This window comes from Micrococcus lacusdianchii, from assembly GCF_023155805.1.
In the GTDB taxonomy this organism is placed as follows: domain Bacteria; phylum Actinomycetota; class Actinomycetes; order Actinomycetales; family Micrococcaceae; genus Micrococcus; species Micrococcus lacusdianchii.
Genome location: NZ_JAKNUW010000003.1, coordinates 62,799 through 89,736 on the forward strand (window position 1 = coordinate 62,799; position 26,938 = coordinate 89,736).

Annotated in this window: 25 protein-coding genes; 8 read left to right on the plus strand and 17 right to left on the minus strand. The window is 74.8% G+C overall.

The genetic code is table 11. The annotated features are described in order from the left end of the window. Nucleotides 1–102 precede the first annotated feature (102 nt). Entirely contained in the window at nt 103–1,161 is a 1,059-nt protein-coding gene (trpD, locus tag MA879_RS02715) for an anthranilate phosphoribosyltransferase (protein ID WP_248123240.1), read from the plus strand. Nucleotides 1,162–1,171: 10 nt separating this feature from the next. On the opposite strand, the gene MA879_RS02720 is transcribed toward trpD, so the two are convergent. Continuing rightward, on the minus strand, nt 1,172–1,453 hold the full coding sequence (locus MA879_RS02720) for an Lrp/AsnC family transcriptional regulator (RefSeq protein ID WP_248123242.1): 282 nt from the start codon (nt 1,451–1,453) through the stop codon (nt 1,172–1,174). Between the two features lie 25 nt (nt 1,454–1,478). Next, nucleotides 1,479–1,922 carry a DUF3054 domain-containing protein gene (locus MA879_RS02725; RefSeq protein WP_248123244.1) on the minus strand — a complete coding sequence of 148 codons (444 nt, stop codon included), beginning with the start codon at nt 1,920–1,922 and terminating at the stop codon, nt 1,479–1,481. Between the two features lie 100 nt (nt 1,923–2,022). On the opposite strand from MA879_RS02725, the gene MA879_RS02730 reads away from it, so the two are divergent. Beyond that, nucleotides 2,023–2,658 (plus strand): winged helix-turn-helix domain-containing protein, encoded by a 636-nt coding sequence (locus tag MA879_RS02730; RefSeq protein ID WP_248123246.1) that lies wholly within the window; start codon nt 2,023–2,025, stop codon nt 2,656–2,658. A 34-nt stretch (nt 2,659–2,692) separates the two neighbouring features. Here the strand turns inward: MA879_RS02730 and MA879_RS02735 are convergent, their stop codons facing one another. Continuing rightward, nucleotides 2,693–4,309, minus strand: a complete 1,617-nt coding sequence (locus MA879_RS02735) for an FMN-binding glutamate synthase family protein (RefSeq protein WP_248123255.1) — start codon at nt 4,307–4,309, stop codon at nt 2,693–2,695. A 171-nt stretch (nt 4,310–4,480) separates the two neighbouring features. Next, nucleotides 4,481–5,266 (minus strand): alpha/beta fold hydrolase, encoded by a 786-nt coding sequence (locus MA879_RS02740; RefSeq protein WP_248123257.1) that lies wholly within the window; start codon nt 5,264–5,266, stop codon nt 4,481–4,483. 567 nt (nt 5,267–5,833) lie between these two features. Here MA879_RS02740 and MA879_RS02745 point away from each other — a divergent pair. Then, on the plus strand, nt 5,834–6,136 hold the full coding sequence (locus MA879_RS02745; RefSeq protein WP_248123266.1) for a hypothetical protein: 303 nt from the start codon (nt 5,834–5,836) through the stop codon (nt 6,134–6,136). A gap of 36 nt (nt 6,137–6,172) precedes the next feature. Here the strand turns inward: MA879_RS02745 and MA879_RS02750 are convergent, their stop codons facing one another. After that, nucleotides 6,173–8,275: an oxidoreductase gene (locus tag MA879_RS02750; RefSeq protein WP_248123268.1), complete on the minus strand. Its 2,103-nt coding sequence runs from the start codon at nt 8,273–8,275 to the stop codon at nt 6,173–6,175. Between the two features lie 216 nt (nt 8,276–8,491). On the opposite strand from MA879_RS02750, the gene MA879_RS02755 reads away from it, so the two are divergent. From MA879_RS02755 to MA879_RS02765, 3 genes are all read left to right on the plus strand, one after another. Beyond that, nucleotides 8,492–8,968, plus strand: a complete 477-nt coding sequence (locus MA879_RS02755; protein ID WP_248123270.1) for an NfeD family protein — start codon at nt 8,492–8,494, stop codon at nt 8,966–8,968. A 44-nt stretch (nt 8,969–9,012) separates the two neighbouring features. Further along, on the plus strand, nt 9,013–10,179 hold the full coding sequence (locus MA879_RS02760) for an SPFH domain-containing protein (RefSeq protein WP_248123272.1): 1,167 nt from the start codon (nt 9,013–9,015) through the stop codon (nt 10,177–10,179). A 98-nt stretch (nt 10,180–10,277) separates the two neighbouring features. Continuing rightward, nucleotides 10,278–10,619 carry an RNA polymerase-binding protein RbpA gene (locus MA879_RS02765; RefSeq protein ID WP_248123274.1) on the plus strand — a complete coding sequence of 114 codons (342 nt, stop codon included), beginning with the start codon at nt 10,278–10,280 and terminating at the stop codon, nt 10,617–10,619. A 104-nt stretch (nt 10,620–10,723) separates the two neighbouring features. On the opposite strand, the gene MA879_RS02770 is transcribed toward MA879_RS02765, so the two are convergent. The 10 genes from MA879_RS02770 to MA879_RS02815 form a co-directional block, all read right to left on the minus strand. After that, a complete protein-coding gene (locus MA879_RS02770; protein WP_248123276.1) occupies nt 10,724–11,458 on the minus strand; it encodes a polyprenol monophosphomannose synthase in 735 nt (244 codons plus the stop codon). Nucleotides 11,459–11,553: 95 nt separating this feature from the next. Further along, nucleotides 11,554–12,615 (minus strand): hypothetical protein, encoded by a 1,062-nt coding sequence (locus MA879_RS02775; RefSeq protein ID WP_248123278.1) that lies wholly within the window; start codon nt 12,613–12,615, stop codon nt 11,554–11,556. 31 nt (nt 12,616–12,646) lie between these two features. After that, nucleotides 12,647–15,688, minus strand: coding sequence for a DEAD/DEAH box helicase (locus MA879_RS02780; RefSeq protein WP_248123280.1), 3,042 nt, complete (start codon nt 15,686–15,688; stop codon nt 12,647–12,649). A gap of 109 nt (nt 15,689–15,797) precedes the next feature. After that, nucleotides 15,798–16,655, minus strand: a complete 858-nt coding sequence (tatC, locus tag MA879_RS02785; protein WP_248123282.1) for a twin-arginine translocase subunit TatC — start codon at nt 16,653–16,655, stop codon at nt 15,798–15,800. A 19-nt stretch (nt 16,656–16,674) separates the two neighbouring features. Beyond that, entirely contained in the window at nt 16,675–16,938 is a 264-nt protein-coding gene (gene tatA / locus MA879_RS02790; protein WP_248123284.1) for a Sec-independent protein translocase subunit TatA, read from the minus strand. 30 nt (nt 16,939–16,968) lie between these two features. Next, nucleotides 16,969–19,065, minus strand: coding sequence for a helix-turn-helix transcriptional regulator (locus MA879_RS02795; protein WP_248123286.1), 2,097 nt, complete (start codon nt 19,063–19,065; stop codon nt 16,969–16,971). A gap of 13 nt (nt 19,066–19,078) precedes the next feature. Then, nucleotides 19,079–19,474, minus strand: coding sequence for an FKBP-type peptidyl-prolyl cis-trans isomerase (locus MA879_RS02800; protein WP_135027441.1), 396 nt, complete (start codon nt 19,472–19,474; stop codon nt 19,079–19,081). Nucleotides 19,475–19,505: 31 nt separating this feature from the next. Continuing rightward, nucleotides 19,506–20,591, minus strand: a complete 1,086-nt coding sequence (locus MA879_RS02805; protein ID WP_248123288.1) for an FKBP-type peptidyl-prolyl cis-trans isomerase — start codon at nt 20,589–20,591, stop codon at nt 19,506–19,508. A 35-nt stretch (nt 20,592–20,626) separates the two neighbouring features. Beyond that, complete coding sequence (gene pafA, locus MA879_RS02810; protein ID WP_248123476.1) at nt 20,627–21,991, minus strand: Pup--protein ligase; 1,365 nt, start codon at nt 21,989–21,991, stop codon at nt 20,627–20,629. 20 nt (nt 21,992–22,011) lie between these two features. Then, nucleotides 22,012–22,197: a ubiquitin-like protein Pup gene (locus MA879_RS02815; protein WP_248123295.1), complete on the minus strand. Its 186-nt coding sequence runs from the start codon at nt 22,195–22,197 to the stop codon at nt 22,012–22,014. Between the two features lie 92 nt (nt 22,198–22,289). On the opposite strand from MA879_RS02815, the gene MA879_RS02820 reads away from it, so the two are divergent. Both MA879_RS02820 and MA879_RS02825 read left to right on the plus strand, forming a co-directional pair. Further along, nucleotides 22,290–22,769: a pyrimidine dimer DNA glycosylase/endonuclease V gene (locus MA879_RS02820; RefSeq protein ID WP_248123298.1), complete on the plus strand. Its 480-nt coding sequence runs from the start codon at nt 22,290–22,292 to the stop codon at nt 22,767–22,769. Between the two features lie 56 nt (nt 22,770–22,825). Beyond that, the gene (locus tag MA879_RS02825; protein ID WP_248123300.1) at nt 22,826–23,419 is read left to right on the plus strand and encodes a cyclodeaminase/cyclohydrolase family protein; all 594 of its coding nucleotides are present in this window, start codon (nt 22,826–22,828) and stop codon (nt 23,417–23,419) included. Between the two features lie 13 nt (nt 23,420–23,432). Here MA879_RS02825 and dop read toward each other — a convergent pair whose 3' ends face one another. Next, nucleotides 23,433–25,172: a depupylase/deamidase Dop gene (gene dop / locus MA879_RS02830; RefSeq protein WP_248123302.1), complete on the minus strand. Its 1,740-nt coding sequence runs from the start codon at nt 25,170–25,172 to the stop codon at nt 23,433–23,435. Then, complete coding sequence (gene arc, locus MA879_RS02835; protein ID WP_248123304.1) at nt 25,169–26,929, minus strand: proteasome ATPase; 1,761 nt, start codon at nt 26,927–26,929, stop codon at nt 25,169–25,171. The genes dop and arc overlap by 4 nt, the downstream gene beginning before the upstream one ends. Between the last annotated feature and the right edge of the window lie 9 nt (nt 26,930–26,938).

The window sequence follows — 26,938 nt, forward strand, 5'->3', positions numbered from 1 at the left end:
CCATCTCGGAGAGAACCCGGGGCGGATGTCCAGCATGCGCCCAGGTCGGCCGCCATACGTCGCACGCCCTGCGGTCTCGCTCCTCGGGGATAGGGTCCAGGGGTGAGCACTGCAGACGAGAACCGCGAGATCCCTGATGCCACATGGCCCGAGGTGTTCCGCCGGTTGACACTGGGCGAGGATCTCGATGACCGGACGGCCGCCTGGGCCATGGGGGACATGATGTCCGGCGACGCCACCGAGGCCCAGGTGGGGGCGTTCCTGCTGGCCCTCGCCGCCAAGGGCGCGGCCGTCGCCGAGCTGCGCGGCCTCACCGACGCCATGGTGGCCAGGGCCCGACCTGTCCACGTGCCGGGGGAGACGTTGGACATCGTGGGCACCGGCGGCGACCGTCTGGGCACGGTGAACCTGTCGACCATGTCCTCGCTCGTGGCCGCGGGTGCCGGTGTCCGCGTCGTCAAGCACGGCAACCGCGGGGCATCCTCGACCGCGGGCGCCGCGGACGTGATCGAGGCGCTCGGCGTGGACCTGTCCATGCCCACCGCCAAGGCAGAGGAGTGCGCGGAGGCCGTCGGCATCACGTTCCTGTTCGCCCAGCACTACCACCCGTCCATGAAGCACGTGGCCCCGGTGCGCAAGCAGCTGGGTGTTCCCACCGTCTTCAACTTCCTGGGCCCGCTGAGCAATCCGGCACAGGTCTCCGCGCAGGCGCTGGGCTGCTCGAGTGCCGCCATGGTGCCGCTGCTGGCCCAGGTCCTGGCAGACCGCGGCGTCCGGGGGTTCGTGTTCCGCGGGTCGGACGGGCGGGACAAGATCACCACGTCCGGGCCCTCCACCATCCTCGAGGTGCGCGGCGGGGTCACGGTCCACGAGCTGGATCCCCGCGACCTCGGCGTGGACCTGGCGCCGGTCGAGGCCCTCGCCGGCCGGGACGGCTCCCACAACGCGACGGTCGTCCGGGCGCTCCTGGCGGGGGAGAGGGGGCCGGTGCGGGACGCCGTGCTGCTCAATGCCGCCGCGGGGCTGACCGCGTGGGACGCCGAGGCCGGCAGTCCGTTGATGGACCGTCTCGCCGGGAACATGGAGCGTGCGGCCGAGTCGATCGACTCCGGAGCCGCAGCGGACGTCCTGGACCGCTGGGTCCGCTTCAGCCGCAGCTGAACGATGGCGGTCAGCCGTCGAACCCCAGGGCCCACCCCTCGCCGAGGTCCTCGGACGAGTACGTGCGGAACGCGAGCATCGTCTCCGTGTCCTGGATCCCCTCGACCTTGGAGAGCTGGTCGGCGATGACGTCGCTCAGGTCCTCGTAGCGCTTCAGCCGGACCATCGCGACGAGGTCCCACGTGCCGGTGACGGAGTACACCGAGCTCACCCCGTCCAGCGCGGCCAGCGTCTCCGCCGTCTCCGGGATGGAGGACTTGTCCGTCTTGATCATCACGATGGCCGTGACCATGGGGTGCCTTCCGTCGGGGCCGGGGTCATCTCGATCCTACGACTCGAGACGCCGCCCGACGGCCCAGGAGGGTCACCGCCAGCACACCGGCCGCGACGAGGACGAAGGAGAGCGGAGCGCCGCCCAGGCCCCACCACACCCGCAAGGCCAGACCGAGTCCCAGAGTGGTCAGCCACACGATGGCCCCGTGGGGCCACAGGCAGGCCCAGGTCCGTGGGAAGCGCGTGAGGAGCGAGCCTGCGAGGAGACCCACGAGGAAGGGCGACGCGGTCACGAGGAGTCCGGGGAGCCCGTCGACCGTGCCGTGCTCCTGCCGGCCGGCGGCCACGAATCCGACGACGAGTGCCACGTCCGCCGTCAGCGCCAGCCACGGCCGCGCGGACCGGCGGGCCGGCGGTCGGCTGATGTCCGGATGAGCGTCGGGGTGACGGTCTCGACCTGCTGGCGAGGCGGGGCGGGCGGTGTCCATGCATCGATTCTCCCGCATCGCCGCGCACCGTCTCGTGCCTCCGCCGACCGCCTCCTATGATGGACGAGACAAGGGTCTTTCGTTGTCATAGGAGGACAAGGTGTTCTACGTCGCGCTGCACGGCCCGGAGGGGGAGAACGCCAGACTGCTGGACGCACTGAACGGCCGGACGGCGGCCGGCGGCACGGTCGGCCCGTTCCGGACCGTCCAGGTCGACGCCGTCAGCGGGAGCGTCCTCGGGGGGCGCATGGCGGAAGCGCCGGACGCCGTGGGGGTGCTGCTGAGCGCTGTGCGGTCCCGGCGATGGGTCGGCGCCCTCGTCATCGAGGGGCGGACACGGGTGGTCGGCGCACCCGGCGACGACATCGCCGAGCCGCCCCGCGAGACGGGGCCCGCGGTGGCGCGCGCAGCGCGGCGTAGCGGGCACACCGCGGTGGCGCTGACCGGCGTGGTGGGGGAGAGCGCTGCGGGAGACCCGGACCTGCAGTCGGACCTGCGGTCCGTGGAGGCCACCCTGGACCTGGTCGCCGTGCTGGAGGCGCGCCGCTCGGGACCGCAGCAGGCCGCGGGGCGGCTCGTCGACGCCGGCCTCAGCCAGCGGGAGGCCGCCGCGGAGCTCGGGGTGAGCCAGCAGGCGGTGCACTCCCGTCTCCGGCACGGGCTCTGGAACGAGACCCGGCTGGCCCTCGACGGGCTGCTGCCGCTCCTCGAACGGCTGGGGCGCACGGGGGAGTGAGCCCCGTGCGCCCCGTTCGGCGTCGGCCAGTCGGTTACTGGGTGGTGGTGTCGCCGTCGTCGTCCTCGGGCAGCGGCTGGTGCTGGACGACGTGGTCCTCGCCGGCCCGGTCGCCCTCGGACTTGACCATGATCCGGGTGATCTCGGCGGCGATCTCGGCCCCGGGCACGCCCCAGCCGTCCTCGTACCCGTAGACCTCGCGTAGGGACACGTGCTCGCGGGTGTGCTGCACGAAGTCCACGTCGTCGGGGCCGAGCAGCCCCGGATGGGGCACCCCCGCCGCTTCGGAGACCTTCAGGAGGTCCCGGCGCAGGGTCTGGACATACCTCGCGAGGCGCGGGGCCTTGTCCTCGGGGACGAGACCGCGGGCAAGCCACGGGTTCTGCGTGGCGACGCCGGCGGGGCACTTGTCCGTCTGGCACTTCTGCGCCTGGATGCAGCCGACGGCCAGCATGGCCTCCCGCGCCACGTTGACCATGTCCGCGCCCAGGGCGAACGCCACGATCGCGTTGTCCGGCAGGCCCAGCTTGCCCGCACCGATCCAGGTGACCCGGTCCTGCAGACCGCGGGAGGCGAAGATCTTGTAGACCTCGGTGAACGCCACGCGGAAGGGGAACGCCACACTGTCGGAGAAGACCAGGGGAGCGGCGCCGGTGCCGCCCTCGCCGCCGTCGATCGCGATGAAGTCCACGCCGCGGGTGCCGTCCGACATCAGGTCCGCGAGCTCGACCCAGAAGTCACGCTCGCCCACGGCCGACTTGATGCCCACGGGCAGTCCGGTGCGGTCGGCGATGCGCTCCACGAAGTCGAGCATCTCGTCCACGGAGGAGAAGGCCGAGTGCCGGGAGGGGCTGGCCACGTCCCGGCCCTGCTCGACCCCGCGGATCCTTGCGATCTCCTCCGTGACCTTGGCCCCCGGCAGGTGCCCGCCCAGACCGGGCTTGGCGCCCTGGCTGAGCTTGATCTCGATGGCCCGCACCGGGGCGGACTCGACGACGGCGGCCAGGCGCTCGAGGTCGAAGTCGCCATGCTCGTCGCGGCAGCCGAAGTAGCCGGTGCCGATCTGCAGCATGAGCTCGCCGCCCTGACGGTGGTGGTCGGACAGGCCTCCCTCGCCGGTGTTGTGCAGGAAGCCGGCCTGCGCCGCGCCCTGGTTGATGGCGGAGATGGCCTGGGCGCTGAGCGACCCGAAGGACATGGCGGACACGTTCACCACGGACCGCGGGCGGAACGCGTGCCGGCGGCCGCGGGGGCCGCCCAGCACCTTGGCGCACGGCAGCGTCTCAGAGGGATCCAGCGCGAGCGAGGACAGGGGCGCGACCTCGGAGAACGTCCGGTGCTTGACCACCGGATACGTCGAGTTCTCCACGTCGTTGTCCGTGCCGAATCCGAAGTAGTTGTTCGCCCCCTTCGCGGAGGAGTAGACCCAGCTGCGCTGGTCGCGGCTGAACGGTCGCTCCTCGTTGTTGCTGGCCACGATGTACTGGCGCAGCTCGGGGCCGATGCGCTCGAGCGCGTAGCGGGCGCGGGCGAGCACGGGGAAGTTGCGGCGCAGGGCGTGCTGCTTCTGGAACGCGTCGTTGACGGCGACGCCGGTGACACCGGCGGCGAGAGCGGAGGCGGCCGCGGCGGCGAGGGTCTTCGGGTTCATGCCTCCACTCTGCGGCACGGAGGGGCCCGGGGCCAGTCGCGACGCGTAGGAGAGATCAGGGGAGCATCGGCGGCGTCGAGTTGACATAATGTATATTATCGGCGCGTATGCACGCCGGCGCGCGGCACGGTCGCGACCTGCCGCGACCCCCGCGGTCGGCAGGTCGGCTCGTCACCCGACGACGTCGTCCAGCCACAGGGCCGTGCGGCGCGGCCAGTCCCGCGTGTCGTCCGGGGTGCGCGCCACCGTCAGCTCGCTGCCCCGGATCAGCGAGTGCACCTGCTCGGCCGTGCTCAGCGGATGCGTGACGTCGTCCACCCACGCCTGGATGAGCACCGGCATCTGCAGGGCTGCGATGTCGACCGGCGCCGGCAGGTCACTCAGGGCCGCCCCGCGATACACGGACGGCAGCAGCCGTTCGGTGACCTCGGGTGTCGTGTGGTCGGGGCCGAGGGCTGCCGGCGCGCGCACATGCGCGGCCTGCGCCGCCCCGAGAAACCTGTGCCATCCGTGTGTCTCCACGACCCGAGCCGCCGCCTCGTAGGTCCCGGCCTTCGCAGCGCGCGTGGCCCAGGCGGTCGGCGGCAGCGTCAGCACGAGGGCGCGGAACCGCTCCGGCTCACGGACCGCCAGGTGCATCAGCGTCCCGGACCCCATGGACACGCCCGCGCCGACCACGGCCTCGCCAGGCGCGACGTCGTCGAGCAGGTCGGCGAGGTCGCTCGCCAGGGCGCTCCACCGGTAGCCGTCGGGCACGGGCCGGCCCGTGGATCGGCCGTGCCCGCGGGCGTCGTACGCCAGCACCCGACGGTCCCCCAGCTCCCGGGTGACGTCCACCCCCAGCACGGCGTCGCGTCGACGGGAGGAGGTCAGCCCGTGCAGGCGCACCGCCGTCGGCCCGCGCGCGCCGACCGTCGAATGGTCCAGGACCGCCCCGGACGTCTCGAACCGTGCCATGCCGGGCCTCCTCGGTGCTCTCGTTGGCGCTCTAGACGAGCGCCGTGCGCTTGACCCACGTGGTCCACCTGCGTCTGCCGTTCGGTCCCCTGTGGACCTATCGGCTCGAGGTCGGCCCTCCGGGTGCGGCGCTTCCCCTGTCCACGGAGCAGGCCCGGCACATCGGCGAGGGCCCTCGACCGGGCTCCTGGATGGCCCTGGCCTTCCGGTTGCCCACGCCCGTCCCGCGCGAGGTCCTGTCCGGCGCGTGGCACGCGGTGGTGGAACGGCACGGCACGCTGCGCACGGCCTGCTCGACGAGTGCGAGGGCCACTTCCCCGTGTTCCCCCTCCCGCTCGGGGCGGACTCCCCCGCGCCGGAGCGCGTCGAGGTCCTGGACGTGCTGGACGTGGTCGGCAACGAGGCCCTGACCGACGCGGCGGCCGCCCAGGAGGTGTCGGCCCTCGCCCTCGTCATCTCGGTGCTCGCTGAGGTGACCCGACGCCTGGCCGGGTCGCCGCTGCGCGCCCTGTTCCCCGTGCACACGCGACTCGATCCGCGGGGCTGGGCCGACCCCGCCTCGACCCGGTGCTGTCCCGCTACGCTGACGCCGGCGCCGTGCCCGGCATGTTCGCCCCCTCCTGGCGGGACCTGCGGCGGCTGCCGGTGGCGGTGGACTCGCGGCAGGTGCAGGCCGAGCTGGTCAGCGCGCGGATCCGGACGGACAGCGTGATGGTGTGGTTCGTCTCGGACGGCGCCGGTCTGCACCTGCGATGCCGCTACCCGGACACCGAGGCCGCCCGCGCCTCGGTGGGTACCTGGCTCGACGCCGTGGTGGCCGGGGTGCGCGAGCGCGCCGCCGGACCAGGCGGGCCGCGGCCAGGTCGCTGACGTCCCGGCCGGGCGGCGGCCCGGACGGGCCGCCGGTCAGCCGGAGACGGCGCGCACGGCCGCGTCCATGGCCCGGTAGGCGTCCAGCTCCCGCGCGTCCTCCGCGCCCCCCACCGTGCGCACCGCCTCGGCCGGATAGCCGGCCGCCAGGAGATCCCCGGCGAGCCCGGCCACCGGCTCCTGGCCCGCGCACACCACCACGTCCGTCACCTCCAGCACCCGGGACACCCGATCGTCAGGGCCGTCACCCGGCACGGTGATGTGCAGCCCGTCGGCGGAGAGCCGGTCGTACGTCACGCCGCTCACCCGTTCCACCCCCAGAGCGGCCAGCTCCGCGCGGTGCACCCACCCGGACGTGGGGCGCAGCCGGGCCCCGATCGGCTCGGGCGAGCGCTGCAGCAGCACCACGTCGCGGGCCGGGACGCGTGGTGCGCCGTCCGTCAGGCCGCCGCGCACGGACGGGTCGTCCGTGACGCCCCAGCGGGCGCGCCATGCCTCAACGGTCTCCGGCTCCCCCGGCCGCTCCTCCTCGGGGGCGGCGAGCAGCTGCGCGACGTCCACCCCCACGCCCCCGGCGCCGACCACCGCCACGCGGGGCCCGCACGAGACGCGCCCGGCGACGACGTCGTCGTAGGCGTGCACGGCCGGGACGCCCGGCTCCCCCGCCCCCGGCAGGTCGAGGGCGCGCGGCCGGACCCCGGTGCTCACGAGGACTTCGTCGAACGCGGGAGCGCCGCCGTCCGTCAGGAGCATGGCGGCAGTGACCGCCGTCCCGCTGCGCAGGTCCACCCCGGCGGCGACAGCACGGGCACGCAGATGCTCCAGGGCCGGCGCGAACTCCTCCTTGCCGGGGATCCGGCGGGCCAGACGGAACTGCCCGCCGACCTCGTCCTCGGCCTCGTAGAGCACGACGTCGTGGCCGAAGCCGGCGGCTCGGTGGGCGGCCGTCAGCCCCGCCGGTCCCGCTCCGACGACGGCGATGCGCCGCCGACGCCCGATCGGCACGGGGACGGGCGCGGCATAGCGCGGGTCGGTCTCCCGGCCGGCGCGCGGGTTCATCAGGCAGCTCACCGGCCGCCCGACCATGGCGTGGTCCAGACACGCCTGGTTGCAGGCGATGCACGGGGTGAGGTGCTCTGCTCCGGGCCGCCCGATGCTGCGCACCCATTCCGGGTCGGCCAGCAGGGGGCGGGCGAGGCCCACGAGGTCGGCCGCGCCGCTGGACAGGGCAGCCTCGGCGTCGGCCGGGGTGGTCAGCCGGTTGGCCGCGATCACGGGGATCCCGACGGCGGCGCGCACCCGCGCCGTGGCCTCCAGGAAGGCGGCCCGCGGGACGGAGGTGAGCACCGTGGGCACCCGCGACTCGTGCCAGCCCACGCCCGTCATCAGCAGGTCGGCCCCCGCGGCCTCGAACGCGGCGGCCGCATCCAGGACCTCGTGGCCGTCCTGGCCGTCGGCCACGAGGTCCGTCACGGAGGTGCGGACGGACAGCAGCCCGTCCTCCCCCAGCGCGGCGCGCACGGCCGCCACCACCTCCGCGGGGAACCGGCGCCGGCCCGCGGCGTCCCCGCCGTAGGCGTCCGAGCGGCGGTTCGTGGCCGGGGCCAGGAACTGGTTGAGCAGGTATCCCTCGGAGGCCATCACCTCGACGCCGTCGTAGCCGGCCGCCCGGGCCAGTGCAGCGGAGCGGGCGTAGGCGGCCACGAGGCCCGCAATCTCCCCCACCGTCAGCGCATGAGCGGTGTACCGGGAGATCGGGGCCCGCGTCGCGGAGGCGGAGACCAGGTCCTCACCGCGCGCGTACCGGCCCGTGTGCAGCAGCTGGGCGAGGATCCGCCCGCCGGCCGCGTGGACGGCGTCCGTGACCGTCCGGTGCGCGCGGGCGTCCTCCTCTGTGGCGAGCAAGCCCGCTCCCGGAGTCACGGCACCCTCCGGCGTGACGCCCAGGCCGCCGGTGACGATGAGCCCGACCCCGCCCGCCGCGCGCTCGGCATAGAAGGCGGCGAGGGCGGGCAGATCCGCCGCGCGATCCTCCAGTCCCAGGTGCATCGACGCCATGACGACGCGGTTCGGCAGGGTCGTCCCGCGCACCGTGATCGGCTGCAGGAGCGGGGAGTCGGTCTCAGTCGACGAAGTCATGCCCGACACACTAGCGCCGCGCCCCCGGTCCCGCCGCCCACCGGCTGGACGGTCCACCGGCCGCACTCCGGCGGGTGCGCCGGGGGCCGCTGTGGGGCAGGATGGTGGTCACGGATCCGACCAGGCCCGCCCACGGGCGGCGCACAGGGACCGGGCTTGAGGACATGACCGCGGGTGCGGGGCCCGCATCGGCGCAACGGACGGAAGGGTGATCACGTGGAGTGGCTCGAGGCGAACGCGGGATGGCTGTGGTTCGTGGTCGCCGTCGTGCTGGCCGGCGTCGAACTGCTGACGCTGGACCTCGTGCTCGTCATGCTCGCCGCCGGTGCCGCTGCGGCCGGGGCGGCCGCGCTGGCGGGCGCGGGCCTCGGCGTCCAGGTGGCGGTGTTCGCCGCCACGAGCCTGCTCATGCTGGCCGCCGTGCGCCCCGTGGCCCTGCGTCACCTCCGCACGGACACCGGTGCCTCCGCCTCGTACCTCGACGGCCTGGTCGGCCGCCGCCTCACCGCCGACTCGCCCGTGACCGAGGAGCAGGGCGTCCTCACCGTGGACGGCGAGACCTGGTCCGCCCGGATCGAGCCCGGCGCCCGCCCCGCCGCCCCCGGCCAGGAGGTCACCGTCCTCGACGTGGCAGGCGCGCACCTGGTGGTCCGCGCCGTCCCCGTCATCGACTGGGACGGACCTCGCGCCTGACCCGTTTCCGAACAGCCCCCGACCACCCCATCGAAGGGAACCCCATGGAGACACTCATCCTGCTGGCGGTGCTGGCCGTCCTGGTCGTCATCGTGCTGGCGTCGTCCGTCAAGATCATCCCCCAGGCCCGCACCGCGAACATCGAACGCCTGGGCAAGTACCAGCGCACGGCCGGCGCCGGCCTGACCCTGATCATCCCGTTCATCGACCGCATGCTCCCGCAGGTGGACATGCGCGAGCAGGTGGTCTCCTTCCCGCCGCAGCCGGTGATCACCGAGGACAACCTCGTGGTCTCGATCGACACCGTGGTCTACTTCCAGGTCACGGACGCCAAGGCCGCCACCTACGAGATCGCCAACTACATCCAGGCCGTCGAGCAGCTGACCACCACCACGCTGCGCAACGTGGTGGGCGGCATGAACCTCGAGGAGGCGCTGACCTCGCGCGACTCGATCAACTCCCAGCTGCGCGGCGTCCTCGACGACGCCACCACCCGCTGGGGCCTGCGCGTCTCCCGGGTGGAGCTCAAGGCGATCGACCCGCCCCTGTCCATCCAGGACTCCATGGAGAAGCAGATGCGGGCCGAGCGCGACCGCCGTGCCGCGATCCTCACCGCCGAGGGCACCAAGCAGGCCGCGATCCTCACCGCCGAGGGCGAGCGCCAGGCGCAGATCCTGGCGGCCGAGGGCGACGCCCAGGCGAGGGTGCTCCGCGCCAACGCCGAGGCCGAGGCCATCCAGGTGGTGTTCGACGCGATCCACGAGGGCGAGGCGGACTCCGAGGTCCTCGCTTACCAGTACCTGCAGCAGCTGCCCCGGATCGCCGAGGGCACCTCGAACACCATGTTCGTGGTCCCGGCCGAGCTCACCCGCGCCCTTGAGGGGCTGGGGGACGCGTTCGGCCCCGGCAGGGACGCCGGCTCCTCCTCCTCTCCGGCGTCCGATGACAGCGACGCGCGCCCGGCCCGCCGCACCGGGCGGGGCTCCTCCACCCGGGGCCAGGACCGGCCCCGCGGCCCGCGCGAGGGCCGACCGACCACCGCTGAGGCGCTGCGCGCTGCGGGCGTGCCCGAGGCCTTGACGGCGGGCACCGCGGTGCCGGAGGCGCTGCAGGACACCACGCTGGACGAGGCCCTGGCCACGCCGGCCGGCCTCGAGGACCCCCTCCCCGCCGTCGACCCCGAGCGCCGCCGCGGCCCGGGAATGGCATGAGAGGATCGGTGGTTGCACCGAGGAAGAAGTGAGCCGCCGCGGCGGCCCGGGGGCGCCCCGCACGGGGCCCCGGCGCCGCGGCCCGAGGAGGAGGTCAGATGAGCGATCGCAGCCTGCGCGGCATGCGCCTGGGGGCGCAGTCCCTGGAGTCCGAGGCCGGCGTCGAGCCGGCGCCCCGCCAGCGGGTCGAGTACCGCACAGAGGACGGCGAGCAGGTGTTCGTGACCTTCGCCGTCGAGGCGGACGTCCCGGCGACGTGGACCTCGAAGACCGGCAAGGAGGCCCTCCGCGTGGACGGCGAGAAGCCGGAGCAGAGCGAGGGCAAGCCGGTCCGCACCCACTGGGACATGCTGCTCGAGCGCCGCTCCATGGAGGACCTCGAGGAGACGTTCCAGGTCCAGCTCACGAAGCTGCGCGCCTCGCGCGGTGAGGACGACTGACCACCTCCGGGTGACCGACGGGGGTTCCCGCCAGCCCCGCGCGACGCCGGGGCCCGACCTGCCAGGTCGGGCCCCGTCGTCGTCTGGGGCGCCGTCCGGGGCGGTCAGCGGCGGCCGGAGCGGCCGGTGAGGGCCTCCCAGCGCGCCTGTGCGCCCCACTTGGTCACGTTGACCACGGCCTCGCCGATGATGCCGCCGCTCATCTTGGACTCCCCCAGCTCACGCTCCACGAACGTGATGGGCACCTCCACGATGCGCAGGCCGAGCCGGGCCACCCGGAAGGTCATGTCCACCTGGAAGCCGTAGCCCTTGGACTGCACGGCGTCCAGGTCGATCTTCCGCAGGGTGTCCGCCCGGTAGGCGCGGTAGCCGGCGGTGATGTCCGTCAGCCGCAGGCCGAGCATGATCCGCGGGTACAGCGAGCCGGCAGCGGAGATGAGCTTGCGGGAGGCGGGCCAGTTGACCATCTTGCCGCCGGGCACGCGACGCGAGCCGATCACCAGGTCCGCGGTGCGCACGGCCTCCAGCAGGCGCGGCAGCTGCTCCGGCTGGTGGGAGCCGTCCGCGTCCATCTCCACGAGGACGTCGTAGCCCCGCTCCAGCCCCCAGCGGAAGCCGGCGATGTAGGCCCCGCCCAGGCCGTTCTTCTCGGAGCGGTGCAGCACGTGCACGTTCGCATCCTGTGCCGCGCGCTCATCCGCCCAGGCACCGGTGCCGTCCGGGGAGGCGTCGTCCACCACGAGCACGTCCGAGTCTGGCACCGCGTCGCGGAGCCGGCCGAGGGTGATCGGCAGTGACTCGATCTCGTTGTAGGTGGGGATGATGGTGAGCACGTGCATGCGGTGGTCTCGCCTTCCGAGGTCGGGGAGGCCCACAGCACGACGCGGGGCCCAGGAATCCGTTCGAGTATAGGAACTCCGGCGGAGCGCCGCGCTCAGTCTGAGAGCGCCGTCCCGTCCACCCATGTGCCGGCCCACGTGGGCAGCGGCGTCTGGCAGTCGAGGGCGGGCAGCAGCGGCGTGCCGGCGCGGGTGTCGGTGCTCCAGGCCGCCACACGGCCGTCCGGGGACTGCACCGCGACCGCGTCGGCGCGCCACACGGCGAACGTGGCGGGGCTGGACACGGCGAGGCGCGGGGCGGCCCGGACGACGGCGGCGGGCACGTCGGGGAGGGCGCGCAGCGGGGTGCGGGTGGCCGCGGTGAACGCCGAGCGGGCGGAGATCCGCTCCCCGGCGTCCGAGTGGGACAGCGCGGCGCGGACGGCCGCCCACGGGCTCGCGCCGCCGCGGGTGCTCAGGCACACGGGGACGGCGTCCGCCAGGAGGGTGCCGAGCGGCGCACGGAGGATGCCGTCCTCGTCCGGGAGCACCGTCACGGAGACGGCGGCGGCGGCCAGGAACGCACGGTCCTCCGCGGTGACCGGGTCGGTGAGCACGAGGCGGTGGCGGACGCGGCCCAGGGCGGCGACGTCCAGCTCCTCGGCGGCCGCGCGCAGGGCCGCCAGGGCGTCCCGCTGGGCCTCGGCACGGGCGGTCTCGTCCGCGCCGGCCGGGGGCACGAGGTACACCTGCTCCCCCACGCGCGTGGAGGCGACCACGAGGGCCGCGAGGGCCGGGCGCTCGGTCTCCCCCGCGGCGAGCCACACGCCGGCCGCCTCCGGGTCCACGGTCTCAGCGGCGCGGTAGACCACGGCCTGCACGGCGGCGGGGCCGTCCGCCCGGGTCTGCGCGGTGGACCGGCCCGGCTCGGCCAGGACGGTCACCACGGCCGTGCCCCGCCCGACGGCGGCGCGCGCCTCGGCGGGGCGGGCGCACGGCTCCACGAAGGCGGGGGCCACCACGGCCCCCGCGAGGTCGATGCGCGGGGCGGCGGCGTCGACCACGGTCTGGGCCGAGGCGTCCTCCCCGAGCCAGGCCACGACCCCGTCCGCCACGAGCAGGGCGGTGGCGTAGGGGTCGGTGACGGAGTGGACGACGGCGCTGTGCAGGAGGGTCATGGTCACCGCTCCACCCTAGTCCCCGCCGGTGTCACGCCTCGGGTTCGGCCGCCGCCGCGGGCAGCGAGGTGGCCACCACGCCGCGGGCCACCAGCCCGGCCGCGCGGCGGCAGTTCCGGGAGCGGTGGGCGTCCCCGGGCACCTGGGCGATCTGGTCGAGCACGTCGATCACCTGACGGGCCCAGCGCACGAAGTCCCCGGCGGCCAGGTCGGCGCCCTGCAGGGTCTCCCGCAGGGTCCCCCCGCGCACCCAGCGGTGCACGGGTCCCACGAGCCCGAGGTCGGTGGGCGGGGTGGGCTCGATCCGGGCGGCGGCCTCGTCCGCGCGCAGCCGCTCCTCGAGCTCCTCGACGGCTTCGGCCACCCGCTGGAGTCGGGCGTTGGGCATGGCCACCGGCAGGCCCCGGGACTCGCCCTTGCCCTGGTACACGAGCAGCGCGGCCACACACGCCCAGTCCTCGGGGCCCAGGTGCGCGGTGGCCGGGTCGTGCAGCACCAGCGAGGTCAACAGGTCCCGTTCCCCGTACACGCGGCGCAGCGTCTGCCCCCGATCCGAGAGCGCCTCGGCGGGCACGTCCGGATCCGGCCCCACGTACCCGTACCGGTTCAGCAGGTCCACCACGCGGTCGAACGTGCGGGCGATGGTGTTGGTCCGTCCGGCGATCCGCTCGCGCAGGAGCCCCACCTCCCGGCGCATGCCCCACCAGCGCTCGCCCCACCGGGCGTGGTCCTCCCGGTCCGGGCACGCGTGGCACGGATGGGCCTGCAGTCGACGGCGCAGCTCCTCCAGGCGCGGGGAGTCCTCCTCCTCCCGCAGCCGGAAGCCGGTCCCCCGCCGGGTGCCGCCGGTGGGCGGACGGTGGGTGCGCACGGCCTCGCGCATGCGTGCGGCCACGTCCTTGCGCTGGGACGGGGTCTTCACCTGGACGGTCTGGCCCAGGTCGGCGCCGGCCACCGGCTCCACGGGGGCGGCGAGGTCGTCGAGGGTGATGCGGCGCAGCTGCGCGGAGTCCGTCACCACCCCGACGCGCGGGTTCTGCGGGTTGCCGGCCGGCATCACGACGACGGCCCGCCCGAGGCGGCGGCCGGCGTCGAGCTCGATGACGTCCCCCACGGCGAGGTCCGCGAGGGACTCCTTCACAGCGGCGATGTGCGCGCGCCGACGACCCTGCGAGCCGGACTTCTCCGCGGAGGCCACCTCCTTGCGCAGGGCGAGGTACTCGGCGAAGTCGCCGCGGTCGCACGCCATGGCCGCCTCGTACTTCTCCAGGGTGCCCTGCTTGGCGCGCACCTCTCGGGCCAGGCCCACGACCGAGCGGTCCGCCTGGAACTGGGCGAAGGAGGACTCCAGGATCCCGCGGGCACGCTCGGCTCCCACCTGCGCCAGCAGGTTCACGGACATGTTGTAGGTGGGCCGGAAGGACGACTTCAGCGGATACGTGCGGCGCGAGGCGAGACCGGCCACCGCCGCGGGGTCCAGGCCGGGGCGCCACATGACCACGGCGTGGCCCTCGACGTCGATCCCGCGGCGGCCCGCACGGCCCGTCAGCTGGGTGTACTCCCCCGGGGTGACGTCCACGTGGGACTCGCCGTTGAACTTGACCAGCTTCTCCAGCACCACGGAGCGGGCCGGCATGTTCACACCCAGGGCCAGGGTCTCGGTGGCGAACACGGCCTTGAGCACACCGGCGGCGAACAGGTCCTCCACCGCCTCCTTGAACGGCGGCAGCATGCCGGCGTGGTGCGCGGCGAAGCCCCGGGAGAGTCCGTCCCGCCACGCCCAGAACCCGAGCACGTCCAGGTCCTCGGCCGGCAGGAGCTGAGCCGCCTCGTCCACGCGCGCCGCGATGGTCCTCTTCTCCTGGGCGGTGGTGAGGTCCAGGCCGGCCCGCAGGCACTGCTCCACCGCACCGTCGCAGCCGGCCCGGGAGAAGATGAACGTGATGCCGGGCAGGAGCCCCTCGCGGTCCAGGACCCGGATCATCTCCGGGCGGGAGGTCAGCAGGCCGGGTCCGCGGCCGTCCCGGTGGTCCCGGCCGCCGCCGGCGGCTGCCAGGGAGGCGCCGGTGCCGCGGTCCCGGTCCCAGCCGGAGGCGCGCCCGGCGTCGGGACGGGCGTCCCGGCCTCCACGGCCACGGGCGCCGCCGCGGCCACGGTCCCGGCCCGCGGAACGCCCCCCGCGGCCCTTCGCGCCGCTGCGTCCGCCCTCGTCCCGGCGGCCCCGGCCGGGCCGCCCCCAGTCGGGGCGCTGTCCGCCGCGCTCGGCGTCGCGCGCGAGGCGCTCCAGCTCCGGGTTGAGCAGCGGCGTGCCGTCGGCGTCGGCGGTGTCCTCGAAGGCGACGTCCTCGGCGAACAGGTCGTACAGGCGCCCGCCGGCCATGACGTGCTGCCACAGCGGCACGGGGCGATGCTCGGAGACCACCACGGTGGTGGCCCCGCGCACGGTGTCCAGCCAGGAGCCGAACTCCTCCGCGTTGGACACCGTGGCGGACAGGGAGATCAGCTGCACGTGCTCGGGCAGGTGGATGATGACCTCCTCCCACACCGGGCCGCGGAACCGGTCGGCGAGGTAGTGCACCTCGTCCATCACCACGTAGCCCAGGTCCGTGAGGGCCTCGGAGTCCGCGTAGAGCATGTTCCGCAGGACCTCGGTGGTCATCACCACCACGGGCGCGTCCGCGTTCACGGACGTGTCACCCGTCAGCAGGCCGACGTTCTCCGCCCCGTGCACGCGCCCCAGGTCCAGGAACTTCTGGTTCGAGAGCGCCTTGATGGGCGTGGTGTAGAACGCCTTGCGCCCTCGGGCCAGCGCGAGGTGGACGGCGAACTCCCCCACCACGGTCTTGCCCGCGCCCGTGGGCGCGGCCACGAGCACGCCGTGGCCGTCCTCGACCTCCCGACAGGCCTCGCGCTGGAACTCGTCCAGCGGGAAGTCCAGCCGCGCGGCGAACGCGGCCAGCTCGGACCCGGCGTGGTGGCGCTCGCGGCGGGCCTGGGCGTAGCGCTCGGCGGGGCTCAGGCGCGGCTCCTCGGGCGGGCCGGCGAGGGTGTCGGTCGAGGGGTGGGGGGACATGAGCCCAGCGTACGGGCGCGGCGGACAGCACAGGGCCCGGACGCACCGCGCCCCGCTCCGGGCGAACGGAGCGGGGCGCGGACGCGACGACGGCGGTGGCCGCCGGGCGTCAGATCTCGTGCAGGGGCCGGGGGCCGGCGGCGATCTCCGCCTCGAGGTCGACCTCGTGTTTGGCGGCCTTCCGGGCACGCCGCCGGTCGTTGAGCCAGCACAGCAGGATGGCGACGGCGAAGAGCAGGAACAGGGGCGCCGCGAGATAGAACATGGTGATCGCGTCGCCGCCGGGGGCGGCCAGCGCGGCGATCAGGGCGATGACGAACACGGTGATGCGCCAGTGCTTCATGATCGTGGCGGCCGGCAGCAGGCCCAGCATGTTCAGTCCCACCAGGACCACCGGCAGCAGCATCGAGACGCCGAACGCGAGGAACAGGCGCAGCAGGAAGTCGATGTAGGTCTGCGCGTCGGGGAAGTTCGCGAAGCCCTCCGGGGTGAAGCCGATGAAGAACAGCACCGCCTGGGGCATCACGAGCCAGCCCAGGGCCACGCCCAGCAGGAACAGGGGCACCGCGGCGGCCAGGAACATCACGGCGTACTTCTTCTCCGTGCGCTTCAGGCCGGGCGCCACGAAGGCCCAGGCCTGGTAGAGCCAGATCGGGCTGGAGACGACGACCCCGATGAACAGCGCCACCTTGAGCATCATGTCGAAGGGCGACGCGATGGTGGTGAAGGAGACCGCCGCGAGGGCGCCGGCGTCGGCCGCCGCACGGACCGGCTCGGTCAGGGCCGCCATGAGCGGCTGGTACAGGAAGAACCCCCCGACCGCGCCGAGGGCGATGGCGAGCAGCGACTTGACGATCCGGTTGCGCAGCTCCGAGAGGTGCTCGCGCAGCGGCATCTCCCCGTTCGGGTTCTTCGCGCGCCGGCTGCCGCGCCGCCGCCGGCGCGCCGTCTCCTCCACGGTGGTCATGGGGTCGGTCTCCCGGGCGTCAGCGGACGTCGCGGTCGTCGCGCTCGACGACGCGGCCCTCCACCGGCTCGACCGGCTCAGCGGGGCGGGAGCCGGCGCCCGAGGTGTCGACGTCGGCCGTGCGCTCCTTGTCCTCGGTGCGCATCTGCTTCACCTCCGAGGAGAAGATGCGCATGGACTGGCCGAGGTTGCGGGCCATGGAGGGCAGCTTCGGCGCCGCGAAGAGCAGCACCACGAGCACGATGATGATGACGAGCTGCCATCCGTTCAGTCCAGCGAACATGGGTGGTCCTTTCGATGGGGGTCCTGCGGTCTAGGCTACCGCGCCGCGGGCCAGACGGGCGGCCCGGCCCAGGCGCGCGGCGACGGCGTCGCGGAGGTCCGCGGGCTCGAGCACCTCGACGCGTCCGCCGTGACGGGCGGCCAGGGCGACGGCGGCCTCCTCGTCCAGCAGCGTCAGCCGGGTCAGGGCAGTGCCGTCGTCGAGCGTGGCGGCCGCCGTGGGGCGGTAGGCCTCGGCGGCGTCGCGGACGGCGTGGTCCCAGCGCACCAGCGCGGAGACCCCCTCCCCCTCGGGATGCAGTCGCCAGCGGCCCGGACGGGCCCGGGTCCGGAACGTCTCCCCCGTGCGACGGACCGCGCCCACCCGGTCCACGCGGAAGACGCGCAGCCCCTCGGCGCGGCGGCACCAGGCCTGCAGGTACAGGCGGGTGCGCTCCTGCACCACGGCGAGCGGCTCCACGTCCCGCTCGGTCACCTGGTCCGTGCGCACCCCGTGGTATCGCAGGCGCAGCACTGCGCGCTCGGCGATGGCCGCCAGCAGCGCCCGCACCGTCTCCGGGTCCACGGCCACGTCCCAGTGGGCGACGACGGCGCCCCCGTCCGCGGTCGGCCCGCCCTCCCCGGTCGAGGCCGCGGGGGCGTCGTCGGCCACGTCCTGGCCGGCGTCCACCAGGCAGGCCCGGATCCGACGCTGGGCGGAGCGGGCGGCGTCGCGGTCGGCGTCGGTCAGGACGGTCATCTCGGCCACCGTCTGCAGGGTGGCCACCAGGGTGTGGGCCTCCGGCAGGGTCAGCCGCACGGGGCCGGCGAGCTCCGCGGCCTGGTGGACGTACACCCGCCCGTCGGCCTCGTCCACGTCGAACTGGAACCCGGGGAATTCGCGTTCGGGCATGCCGCAGTAGCGCAGCACCTCCAGGTCCCGGCCCAGGTCCGCCTCGGCCACGCCGAGCCGCTCCCGCAGCTCCGCACGGTCGATGCCCTCGGCGCGGTTGGCCAGACCCACGATGTCCAGGAGCCGGCCGACGAGGTCCTCGCTCGAGGTGCGCACGCGGCGCCGGACCGGCGCGGTGAGGCGCACGCCGGCCCACGCGGGGTCGGCGCTCCCGGCATGCAGGTCCGCGGCCGCGGTGAGGGCCTCCGCCAGGCGCCGGGCGGGGTCGGGCTCCGAGACGGGGAACAGCGCGTGCCCGGCGGCCGTGGCGGCCTCGGCGACCACCCCGTCCTCGGTGCGGCCCATCGCGGACTCCCACAGCTCCCAGCCCTCCCCCGGCGCGGGTCCGTCGGCCGGGCGCGGATCCACCGGGCGGCCGGCCACCCGGAACCCCTGACCTCGCCCGGGGGCCAGCCACACGCGGACGGTCTCGGCCTCGGCACGTCCGGCCAGGCGGGCGCGCAGCGCGGCGTGGTCGTGATCGGCGGGACGTCGGGGGGCGCTGCGGGCGGCCGCGGTGGGCGCCTGCTCGAGGACCACGGGGTCGGACTCGAGGCGGGAGAGCCGGAACGAGCGCTCGGCCCCCCGGTCCACGTCCCACCCGGTGAGGTACCACCGGCCGCGCACGAGCGTGAGCAGCCACGTCCGCACGGTGCGCTCGGTCAGGGCGCCGGCGGCGTCCCGGTAGGCGAAGCGCACGAGGGCCTGCTCGGCGGCCGCCTCCGTCAGCGCCTCGAGGCGGGGGTCGGCGCGGGGCATGACCGTGTGGTAGCCCTCGAGCTCGTCCTGGCCCGAGAGCTCGCCGGGGTGCAGGAGCACCCCCACGGCGCGGACCACCTCGTCCCGCAGCGGCGAGTCCCCCCAGAGCCGGCGGGCGCGCACGAGGGCGCGGCGCTCGTCGAGGGTGAGGTCCAGGTCCTTCAGCAGGAGGGAGTCGCGGTCCACCCGGTAGCGGGGGCCGTCGTCGTCCGCATCCTCGCCGCCGACCACGGTGAGCGGGACCCCGACGGCGCGCAGCGCGCGGCGGTCACGCTGGAAGAGCTTCTCGAACGCGCCGTCGCCCAGCCCCTCGTAGCCGACGACGAGCCGCCGGATCTGCTCCCGGGCGTAGCCGCGCGGCTCGTGGAGGAGCAGCCACAGGAGGGAGATGATCCGTTCGGCGGGCTCATCCGCGGAGCGGGGCCGGGCGACGGTCATGCCGCGTCCCGGGTCAGTCGACCGAGACCAGGTCGCACACGAAGATCAGGGTCTCGTTCGGCCCGATCGCCGAGCCGGCGCCCTGCGCCCCGTAGCCCAGGTGCGGCGGGATCTCGAGGCGGCGGCGGCCGCCCACCTTCATCCCGAGCAGGCCCTGGTCCCAGCCGGCGATCACCTGGCCGACGCCCACCGTCAGCGGCAGCGGGGTGCCGCGGTTCCACGAGGCGTCGAACTCCTCGCCGGTGGACCAGGCCACACCCACGTAGTGGACCTGGACGCGGGAGCCGCGTTCCACGGCGGGGCCGGAGCCCTCGATCAGGTCCTCGACGACGAGCTCCTCGGGCGGGGTGTCGCCGGGGAAGTCGATCTCGGGCTTGGTGCGGTCGTAGTCGCGCTGTCCGAAGGACATGGTGTCTCCTCCTGGGGTCGGGGTGGGTGGGTCAGTTCTGGGGAGCCGGGGCCTGGGCGTCGAGGATGTCGACGACGAAGAGCAGGTCCTCGTTCTTCAGGTCCCCCGTCGGTGTGCCCTGCTCGCCGTAGGCCTGCTCGGAGGGGATCGAGATCAGCACGCGGGAGCCGACCTTCTGGCCCTCGAGGCCCTCGGACCAGCCCGCGATCACGCCGGAGAGCGGGAACGTCGTCGGGGCGCCGCGCTCCCACGACGAGTCGAAGGTGGACCCGTCGGACCACGTCACGCCCGTGTAATGCACGGTCACGGTGTCCTCGACCGTGACCTCGCGGCCCTCACCCTGGATGAGCGGCTGGACGACCAGCGCCTCGGGGGCCTCGCCCTCGGGCGTCGCGATGACGGGGCGGTCGTCCTGGACGGTGACCTCCGGCAGGCGCTCGTCGCGCTCGGCGACCTCCTCGCCCTGGGCCACGGTGGGCAGCCGCTCGGCGACCGAGTAGACGAACAGCTGGGCCGGCACGTTGGTGGTCGACGCCGACGCGCCCTCCGAGGCCGACGGCGCGGCCGGGGCGGGGATCTCCTGGGACGGCACGTAGGCGGCGATCTGCCCGCCCACGCCCACGCCCGTGAGCAGCTCGTACATCTCCGGGTTCGCCTGCTTCAGCTGGTCGTCCAGGATGACGGTCTGCGGGTCCTGCGTGAACGACTCCGCCTGGACGTCGCCCGTGGTCGGATCCGCGGTCAGGAAGTGCAGCCGGGCGATCGAGCCGTGGTCCAGCGTCGGCTCCTCGCCGGCGTCCAGGACGCGGGTGGTCGTCTGATCGGTCTCGACCCCGCCGCCCACGTCCACGCTCGGCGTGCCGTCCTCCGCGACGGTGAGGGAGACCCCCTCCAGGGCCGCCGGATCGCCCTGGCCGGCGCCCTCGGTCGCGGCGGACGACTGCTCGGGCGCGGTCGAGGACGACGCCCCCTCGCCCGCCGAGGACGAGGCGCCCTCCTCGGACCCGCCGGCGCTGCACGCGGTGGCCAGCAGCAGGCCGGCCACGCCGAGGGTCAGGGCGGTCAGGGGACGGCGACGGCGGGGCACGGCCGTCGCGGAGGAGGCGATCGAGGTCATGGCGCCCACCCTACCGACGCTGTCTGGACGTCGCCTCAGCCCACGCGCGCGAAGAGCGCGTCCACGGCGTCGAGGGCGGTGTCGAACGGGTCCTTGAGGCTGATCGTGTGCAGGGGATGGTCGGTGAGCTTCAGCGTGGTCCAGTCCACCGCGTAGTCCATCCCGCGCTCGCGGGCCCGGGCGATGAACTCCGCCCGCACCGCCGCGCGCGTGGTCGTCGGGGCGGCGTCGACGGCGGCCGCGACCGCGCCGTCGGCGAGGATCCGGCGCACGGCGCCGCGCTCCCGCAGCATCGCGAAGAGCCCCTGGCCGGGGGCGATGTCGTGGAAGGCCAGGTCCAGCTGCGCGATCCGGGGGGCCGACCAGTCGAGACCGTCGCGCTCGCGGAACCGCTCGAGCAGGCGCAGCTTGACCGCCCAGTCGATCGTGTCCTCGATCGGGCCGAAGTCCTGCGACCGGACGGCGTCGAGCACGGTGCCCCACAGGTCCAGCACCTCGGCCACCCGCTCGTGGTGCGCGCCCTCGGCGTCGACGAACCGGTGCGCCGCCTCGAGGTAGTGGCTCTGCAGGTCCAGGGCGCTGGCCTCGCCCTCGCGCAGGGCGATCCGGGCGGTGCCCGTGAGGTCGTGCGAGACCTGCCGCACGGCCAGCGTCGGGTGGGTGACGCGGTGGTCGCCCAGCGGGAAGCCCGCCTCGATCATGCGCAGCATCAGGTCCGTGGCCCCGAAGCGCAGCAGGTGCGTGGGCTCGGAGAGGTTGGTGTCCCCCACGATCACGTGCAGGCGCCGGTACAGGGAGGCGTCCGCGTGCGGCTCGTCGCGGGTGTTGATGATGGGGCGGGACCGCGTGGTGGAGGAGGACACGCCCTCCTGGACGAAGTCGGCGCGCTGGGAGAACGCGAAGTGCGCCTCCCCCGTGCCCTCGGGCCACGTCCCCGCCGGCACCACGCGCCCGGCGCCGACCAGGATCTGCCGGGAGACCAGGAACGGCACGAGCGCCTCGGTGAGGCGGCGGTACTCCGTGCGGCGGCGCAGCAGGTAGTTCTCATGGGAGCCGTACGAGCTGCCGGAGGAGTCGGCGTTGTTGCGGTAGAGGTGCAGGGACCCGCCGATCCCGTCCGCGGCCAGGGCGGCCTCGGCCCGGCCGAGCAGGTCCTGCAGGATCCGGTCGCCAGCGGCGTCGGAGGCGATCAGCTCGTCCAGCGTGGAGCACTCGGCGGTGGCGTACTCCGGGTGCGAGCCCACGTCCAGGTACAGGCGGGAGCCGTTGGAGACGAACACGTTGGACGAGCGGCCCCACTCGAGCACGGGACGGAAGAGGTAGCGCACCACCTCCTCGGCGCTCAGGGGCCGGGCGGACGGGTTCCAGTGCTGGACCCCGTACTCCGTCTCCAGGCCCATGATCCGCCGGGCCTCGGCGGTCACTGGCCGCCCTTCTGGACGAAGCCCTTGACGAACTCCTCGGCGTTGGTCTCCAGCACCGCGTCGATCTCGTCCAGGAGCCCGTCCAGGCCGGTGTCCTGCGTCTGGGGCCTGACCTGGGCCTGGCCGGCGACGGCCGCGTCGTCGTCGCCGGCGGGACGGGGGCGGATCTGCTCCTGGGACATGATGCTCCTCCTGGGGTCGGGACGGGCCGTGGGGGCCCGGTGCTCCCCTCGACCCTACGCCGAGCCGGTCCCCGGGGTGCCAGGATGGGGCCATGCGACTGTGGACCCTGCACCCGAGGCACCTCGACCGCCAGGGCCTGACCGGTGCGTGGCGGGAGGCGCTGCTGGCCCAGGCCGCCCTCGCGCGCCGTACGCGGGGCTATCGGAACCACCCCCAGCTCGAGCGGTTCCGGGACCACGGGGACCCGGCGGCGGCGATCGGCGCGTTCCTGTCCGGAATCGCCCTCGAGGCGACCGCCCGCGGGTACCGGTTCGACGTCTCCCGCATCGACCGGCCCCTGGACACCGCGCCCGACGCAGACGGGGTCCCCGGCGAACTGGTCCTGCCCTTCCGTCTGGCTCCGATCCCGGCGACCACCGGCCAGCGGGACCACGAGTGGGCCCGCCTGAGGGCCAAGCTCGCCGACCGCAGCCCGGAGTGGCTGGCCCGCTGGGAGCACGTGGCGGTCCCGGACCTCCACCCCCTGTTCGAGCTCGAGGAGGGTCCCGTGGCCTCCTGGGAGCGGGTCTGACCGCAGCGCCTCCCCTGACCTGGGCGGACACGCCCGCCGCGTGCTTGGATGGCCGCATGATCCGCCACGAGAGCATCGAGGGATACCTGCAGCGCCTGGCCTCCGGGGACCCGACGCCCGGCGGGGGCGCCACGGGGGCGCTCGCCGTCGCCGAGGGAGCCGGCCTGGTCTCCATGGCCGCCCACTACTCGGACCGCGACGACGTGTCCCGGCGCTGCGGGGAGCTCATCCGGGACTGCCTCGCGGTGGCCGACGAGGACGAGCGGGGCTTCGGAGCGGTCGCCGAGGCCTTCGGCCTGCCCACGGGCACCGATCGGCAGCGCGCGGACCGGTCGAGGGCCATCCAGGAGGCCCTCGCCGAGGCGGTCCGCCCGCCCGAGGCGATCGTAGACGCCGCCGGACGGCTCCTGGACGCCGTCGAGGAGGTCCTCACGGACGGCAACCCGAACACCCTCTCCGACGTCGGCACGGCGCTCGGGTGCGCTCGCGCGGGGCTGACCGCCGCCGTCGTGACCCTGCTGACGAACCTGGCCCCGCTGAAGGACGACGCGCTCGGCGCCGAGCTCACCGCGGGGATCGAGCGCGCCGATCGGCTCACCGCCCGCGCCGACGCGCTGATCGCCGACGTGCGGCGCCGCCTGGCCGGCTGACCGGCCCGAGCGGTCAGTCCCGGCGCAGCAGCGGCACGAGGGTCGCAGCGAGCTCCTGCGCCGAGGGGTCCTCGCCGGACCCGACCCACCAGTCGGGAAGGTCCTCAGCCGCGCCCACGAGGGGCTCACCGAGGTGCAGCCGGTGGATGCGTCCGTCCTCTCCCCCGGCGCGCAGGAGCACCGACTCCCAGGCCGCGCCGGCCACGAGGTCCCCGTGGCGGCGCACCAGGTTGCCCCGCGTCCACGCCCGGGTGCTCGCCGGCGGGGTCCCGACGGCGGCCGCGACCTCCTCCTCCGACGCCAGCACGCGCAGGGCGCCGGCGGCCACGAGGCGGGCGTGCAGCGACTTCGCCGGGCGCAGGTCCGCGTACTGCAGGTCAACCATGGCCAGGCGCGGGTCGTCCCAGCCGAGGCCGCCCCGAGAGCGCATGCCCTCGAGGACGCGCAGCTTCGCGGCCCAGTCGGCGCGGTCCGCCAGGGACAGCGGGTCCTCGGCGGCGTCGGCCAGGTCCTGACCCCACGCCGCGACCACGTCCGCGGTCTCGGTGTCGGTGACGCCGAAGCGCGCGCAGTGCTCCGCCGCGGCGCGGTGGTAGGCGCCCAGGATCTCGAGCCCGGACATCTCCGTCCGGCGCGTGCCGTCGTCGTCGGTCGCCCATACGGGGACGCGCACCCGGAGCGTGGAATCGTGGCTGATGGCCTGGAGCGCGGCCACGGGGTCGGCCAGGCGCAGCCGCGGAGCGGTGCCCGCCTCCGCCAGCGCCAGGACGAGCGACGTCATCCCCAGGCGCAGCCACGTGGCGTGCTGGCTCAGGGTGGCGTCGCCGATGATCACGTGCAGGCGCCGGTAGGCGTGCGCGCTGGCGTGCGGCTCGTCGCGGGTGTTCACGATCGGCCGTCGGACGGTGGTCTCCAGGCCCACCTGCTCCTCGAAGAAGTCCGCGCGCTGGGAGAGCTGGAACCCGGCCCGCTTCCCCTCGGGGCCCAGGCCCACGCGCCCGGCGCCCACGAGCACCTGCCGGGCCGCGAAGAACGGCAGCAGCACCGCGGTCAGCTCCTCGAAGTCGAGGGCGCGCGCCACGAGGTAGTTCTCGTGGGTGCCGTACGAGCGGCCCTTGCCGTCCGTGTTGTTCTTGTACACCAGCACCTCGGGGGCGCCCTCGGCGGCGCCGATGTGCTCGGCGGCGGCCTGGGCGATCCGGTCCCCCGCCGCGTCCCACACCATGGCCTCGCGCGGGGAGGCGGTCTCCGGCGAGGAGTACTCCGGGTGGGCGTGGTCCACGTACCAGCGCGCTCCGTTGGGCAGCACGGTGGACAGCAGCAGGTGGACCGGCTCGCCGTCCGGGCCCACGAGGGCCTGGTCCGTGAGCTGCGAGGGGTGGGCCGCCGAGCGGGGCATGCGCCAGCCGCGGGCGTCCACGAGCGGGGACTCCCCCGCGTAGTCCCACTCCGTGCCCGCCACGGCGCCGCCGCCGTGGGTCACCAGGTCCGCGTACGCGTTGACCAGCTCCACCGAGAGCACGCTGTGGTGCGCCCCCGGGTTGGCGGGCGCGTGGATCCCGAACTCGGTCTCGGTGCCCATGACGCGGTGCACGCCCCAGCCGGCGGCGTCCCGGCCGAGCGGCGGCGCGGTCACGTCCACCGGGAACAGCCGGCGCTGGCCGTCGAAGGCGGGGGTGCCCGCCGCCGTCGTGCCGGCCCCCTCCGCGTCCGGTCCCCCGATCCCGCCGGGGAGCCGCCCCGGGGCGCTCATGCGCCGGCCCCCGCGCCGCCGGGCAGCATGCGCAGCCCGGCCAGGCGCGGCCCGCGCCAGCCGGAGGTGCGGGCCCACTCCCCCGGCGCCACGGTGGACAGCAGGTCGGCCTGGTCCCCGAGCACCGCGTCCACCGCGTCGAGCAGGTGGCCCTGGCGCAGGCCACGGGCGTCGTCGGCGAGGTCCGCGGCCAGCAGGTCGCGCACGGCGGAGCGCTTGGCGCGGTCCACCACGTCCGCCACGACGGCGCCCGAGACCAGGTCCGCCAGGTGCAGTGTGTGCGCCGCGCCCGTGACGTCCGTGAGCTCGGCCAGCGCGGTGCGGGGCGAGCGCTCGTACAGGGCCGTCACGGCCGCCGCGATCAGGTCCTCGCGAGCCTGCTCGGCGTCGCCGGCGGCGGCCACCTCGTCCGCGTGCAGCGGGACGTCGTCCGTGAGGTGGCGGGCCATGATGTCCACCGCACCGCGCGCGTCCGGCCGGTCCACGCGGATCTTCACGTCGAGCCGCCCCGGGCGCAGCACGGCCGGGTCGATCATGTCCTCGCGGTTGGACGCGCCGATCACGATCACGTTGTCGAGGGACTCGACGCCGTCGATCTCGGCCAGCAGCTGGGGAACGATCGTCGTCTCCACGTCCGAGGACACCCCCGAGCCGCGCGTGCGGAACAGGGACTCCATCTCGTCGAAGAACACCACCACGGGGAAGCCGGCGGCGGCGCGCTCGCGGGCGCGGTCGAAGATGATCCGGATCTGCCGCTCGGTCTCGCCGACGTACTTGTTCAGCAGCTCAGGTCCCTTGATGTTGAGGAAGAAGGACCGGGAGCCGTCCGCGGAGCGCGCGGACAGGGCGTTGGCCACGGCCTTGGCGAGCATGGTCTTGCCCGTGCCGGGCGGGCCGTAGAGCATGATGCCCTTCGGCGCGCGCAGCCCGTGCTCGCGGTACACCTCGGGGTGCAGGAACGGGATCTCCACGGCCTCGCGGATGCGCTCGATCTGGGGGCCGAGGCCGCCGATGTCCTCGAACGTCACGTCCGGGACCTCCTCGAGGAGGACGTCGTCCACCTCGGAGAGCTCCACGTGGCGCACGGCCCACTCGATCCGCGGGTCCACCGTGACGGCGTCCCCGTGGCGCAGCGGCACGCCCTCGAGGGCCGGTGCGCGGCGCACCAGGCGCTCCTCGTCCGCCGTGCCGGCCAACACGAGGTCGCCGGTGTCCAGGACCTCCTTGACGCGCAGCAGCTGGCCTGCGGGGCTGGGGTCCGCGATCCCGACGACGGTGCTCGACTCGTCCAGCAGCACCTCGGCGCCCGGGGTCAGGCGCGCGGGCTCGAGCAGCGGTGACACGCCCACCCGCAGGCGCCGGCCGTTCTGGACGACGTCCGCGCCGCCGCGCACGACGGCGCCCGTCTCCACGCCCTCGGCGGGTTCGCGCGGGGCCAGGACCGCCTCGAGCCGGGCGAACGTGAAGGGCGGCTTCGTGGTGGCGTCGAGGGCCTCCTTGAGGGTGGTGATCTCCCCGCGGGTCGCCTCGAGCAGCTCGACCATGCGCCTGTTGTTGCGGGCGGCCGTCTCCAGCTGGGCCTTCGCCTCGCGGCGACGCTCCGAGAGCTGGGCGCCGTGCCGCTGGGCGGCGTCGAGCTGGTGCTGCAGGCGCTCGGCGCGGGCCTGCTCCTGGCGCAGCAGCTCGCGCGCCTCCTCGAGGCGGCGCCGCAGGGCGGACTCGTCCGGGCCGGCGGGACGGGCGGGGTGCTCGGTCATGCTGCTCCT

Excerpts from the sequence above, each read along its gene's own strand:
- MA879_RS02740 (WP_248123257.1), bottom strand. The coding sequence starts at position 5,266 with ATGGCACGGTTCGAGACGTCCGGGGCGGTCCTGGACCATTCGACGGTC.
- MA879_RS02795 (WP_248123286.1), bottom strand. The coding sequence starts at position 19,065 with ATGACCGTCGCCCGGCCCCGCTCCGCGGATGAGCCCGCCGAACGGATC.
- tatC (WP_248123282.1), bottom strand. The coding sequence starts at position 16,655 with ATGACCACCGTGGAGGAGACGGCGCGCCGGCGGCGGCGCGGCAGCCGG.
- MA879_RS02780 (WP_248123280.1), bottom strand. The coding sequence starts at position 15,688 with ATGTCCCCCCACCCCTCGACCGACACCCTCGCCGGCCCGCCCGAGGAG.
- MA879_RS02770 (WP_248123276.1), bottom strand. The coding sequence starts at position 11,458 with ATGCACGTGCTCACCATCATCCCCACCTACAACGAGATCGAGTCACTG.
- MA879_RS02720 (WP_248123242.1), bottom strand. The coding sequence starts at position 1,453 with ATGGTCACGGCCATCGTGATGATCAAGACGGACAAGTCCTCCATCCCG.
- MA879_RS02805 (WP_248123288.1), bottom strand. The coding sequence starts at position 20,591 with ATGACCTCGATCGCCTCCTCCGCGACGGCCGTGCCCCGCCGTCGCCGT.
- dop (WP_248123302.1), bottom strand. The coding sequence starts at position 25,172 with ATGAGCGCCCCGGGGCGGCTCCCCGGCGGGATCGGGGGACCGGACGCG.
- MA879_RS02725 (WP_248123244.1), bottom strand. The coding sequence starts at position 1,922 with ATGGACACCGCCCGCCCCGCCTCGCCAGCAGGTCGAGACCGTCACCCC.
- MA879_RS02820 (WP_248123298.1), top strand. The coding sequence starts at position 22,290 with ATGCGACTGTGGACCCTGCACCCGAGGCACCTCGACCGCCAGGGCCTG.
- MA879_RS02735 (WP_248123255.1), bottom strand. The coding sequence starts at position 4,309 with ATGAACCCGAAGACCCTCGCCGCCGCGGCCGCCTCCGCTCTCGCCGCC.
- MA879_RS02775 (WP_248123278.1), bottom strand. The coding sequence starts at position 12,615 with ATGACCCTCCTGCACAGCGCCGTCGTCCACTCCGTCACCGACCCCTAC.
- MA879_RS02765 (WP_248123274.1), top strand. The coding sequence starts at position 10,278 with ATGAGCGATCGCAGCCTGCGCGGCATGCGCCTGGGGGCGCAGTCCCTG.
- MA879_RS02800 (WP_135027441.1), bottom strand. The coding sequence starts at position 19,474 with ATGTCCTTCGGACAGCGCGACTACGACCGCACCAAGCCCGAGATCGAC.
- MA879_RS02825 (WP_248123300.1), top strand. The coding sequence starts at position 22,826 with ATGATCCGCCACGAGAGCATCGAGGGATACCTGCAGCGCCTGGCCTCC.
- tatA (WP_248123284.1), bottom strand. The coding sequence starts at position 16,938 with ATGTTCGCTGGACTGAACGGATGGCAGCTCGTCATCATCATCGTGCTC.
- MA879_RS02750 (WP_248123268.1), bottom strand. The coding sequence starts at position 8,275 with ATGACTTCGTCGACTGAGACCGACTCCCCGCTCCTGCAGCCGATCACG.
- pafA (WP_248123476.1), bottom strand. The coding sequence starts at position 21,991 with ATGGGCCTGGAGACGGAGTACGGGGTCCAGCACTGGAACCCGTCCGCC.
- MA879_RS02760 (WP_248123272.1), top strand. The coding sequence starts at position 9,013 with ATGGAGACACTCATCCTGCTGGCGGTGCTGGCCGTCCTGGTCGTCATC.
- arc (WP_248123304.1), bottom strand. The coding sequence starts at position 26,929 with ATGACCGAGCACCCCGCCCGTCCCGCCGGCCCGGACGAGTCCGCCCTG.
- MA879_RS02815 (WP_248123295.1), bottom strand. The coding sequence starts at position 22,197 with ATGTCCCAGGAGCAGATCCGCCCCCGTCCCGCCGGCGACGACGACGCG.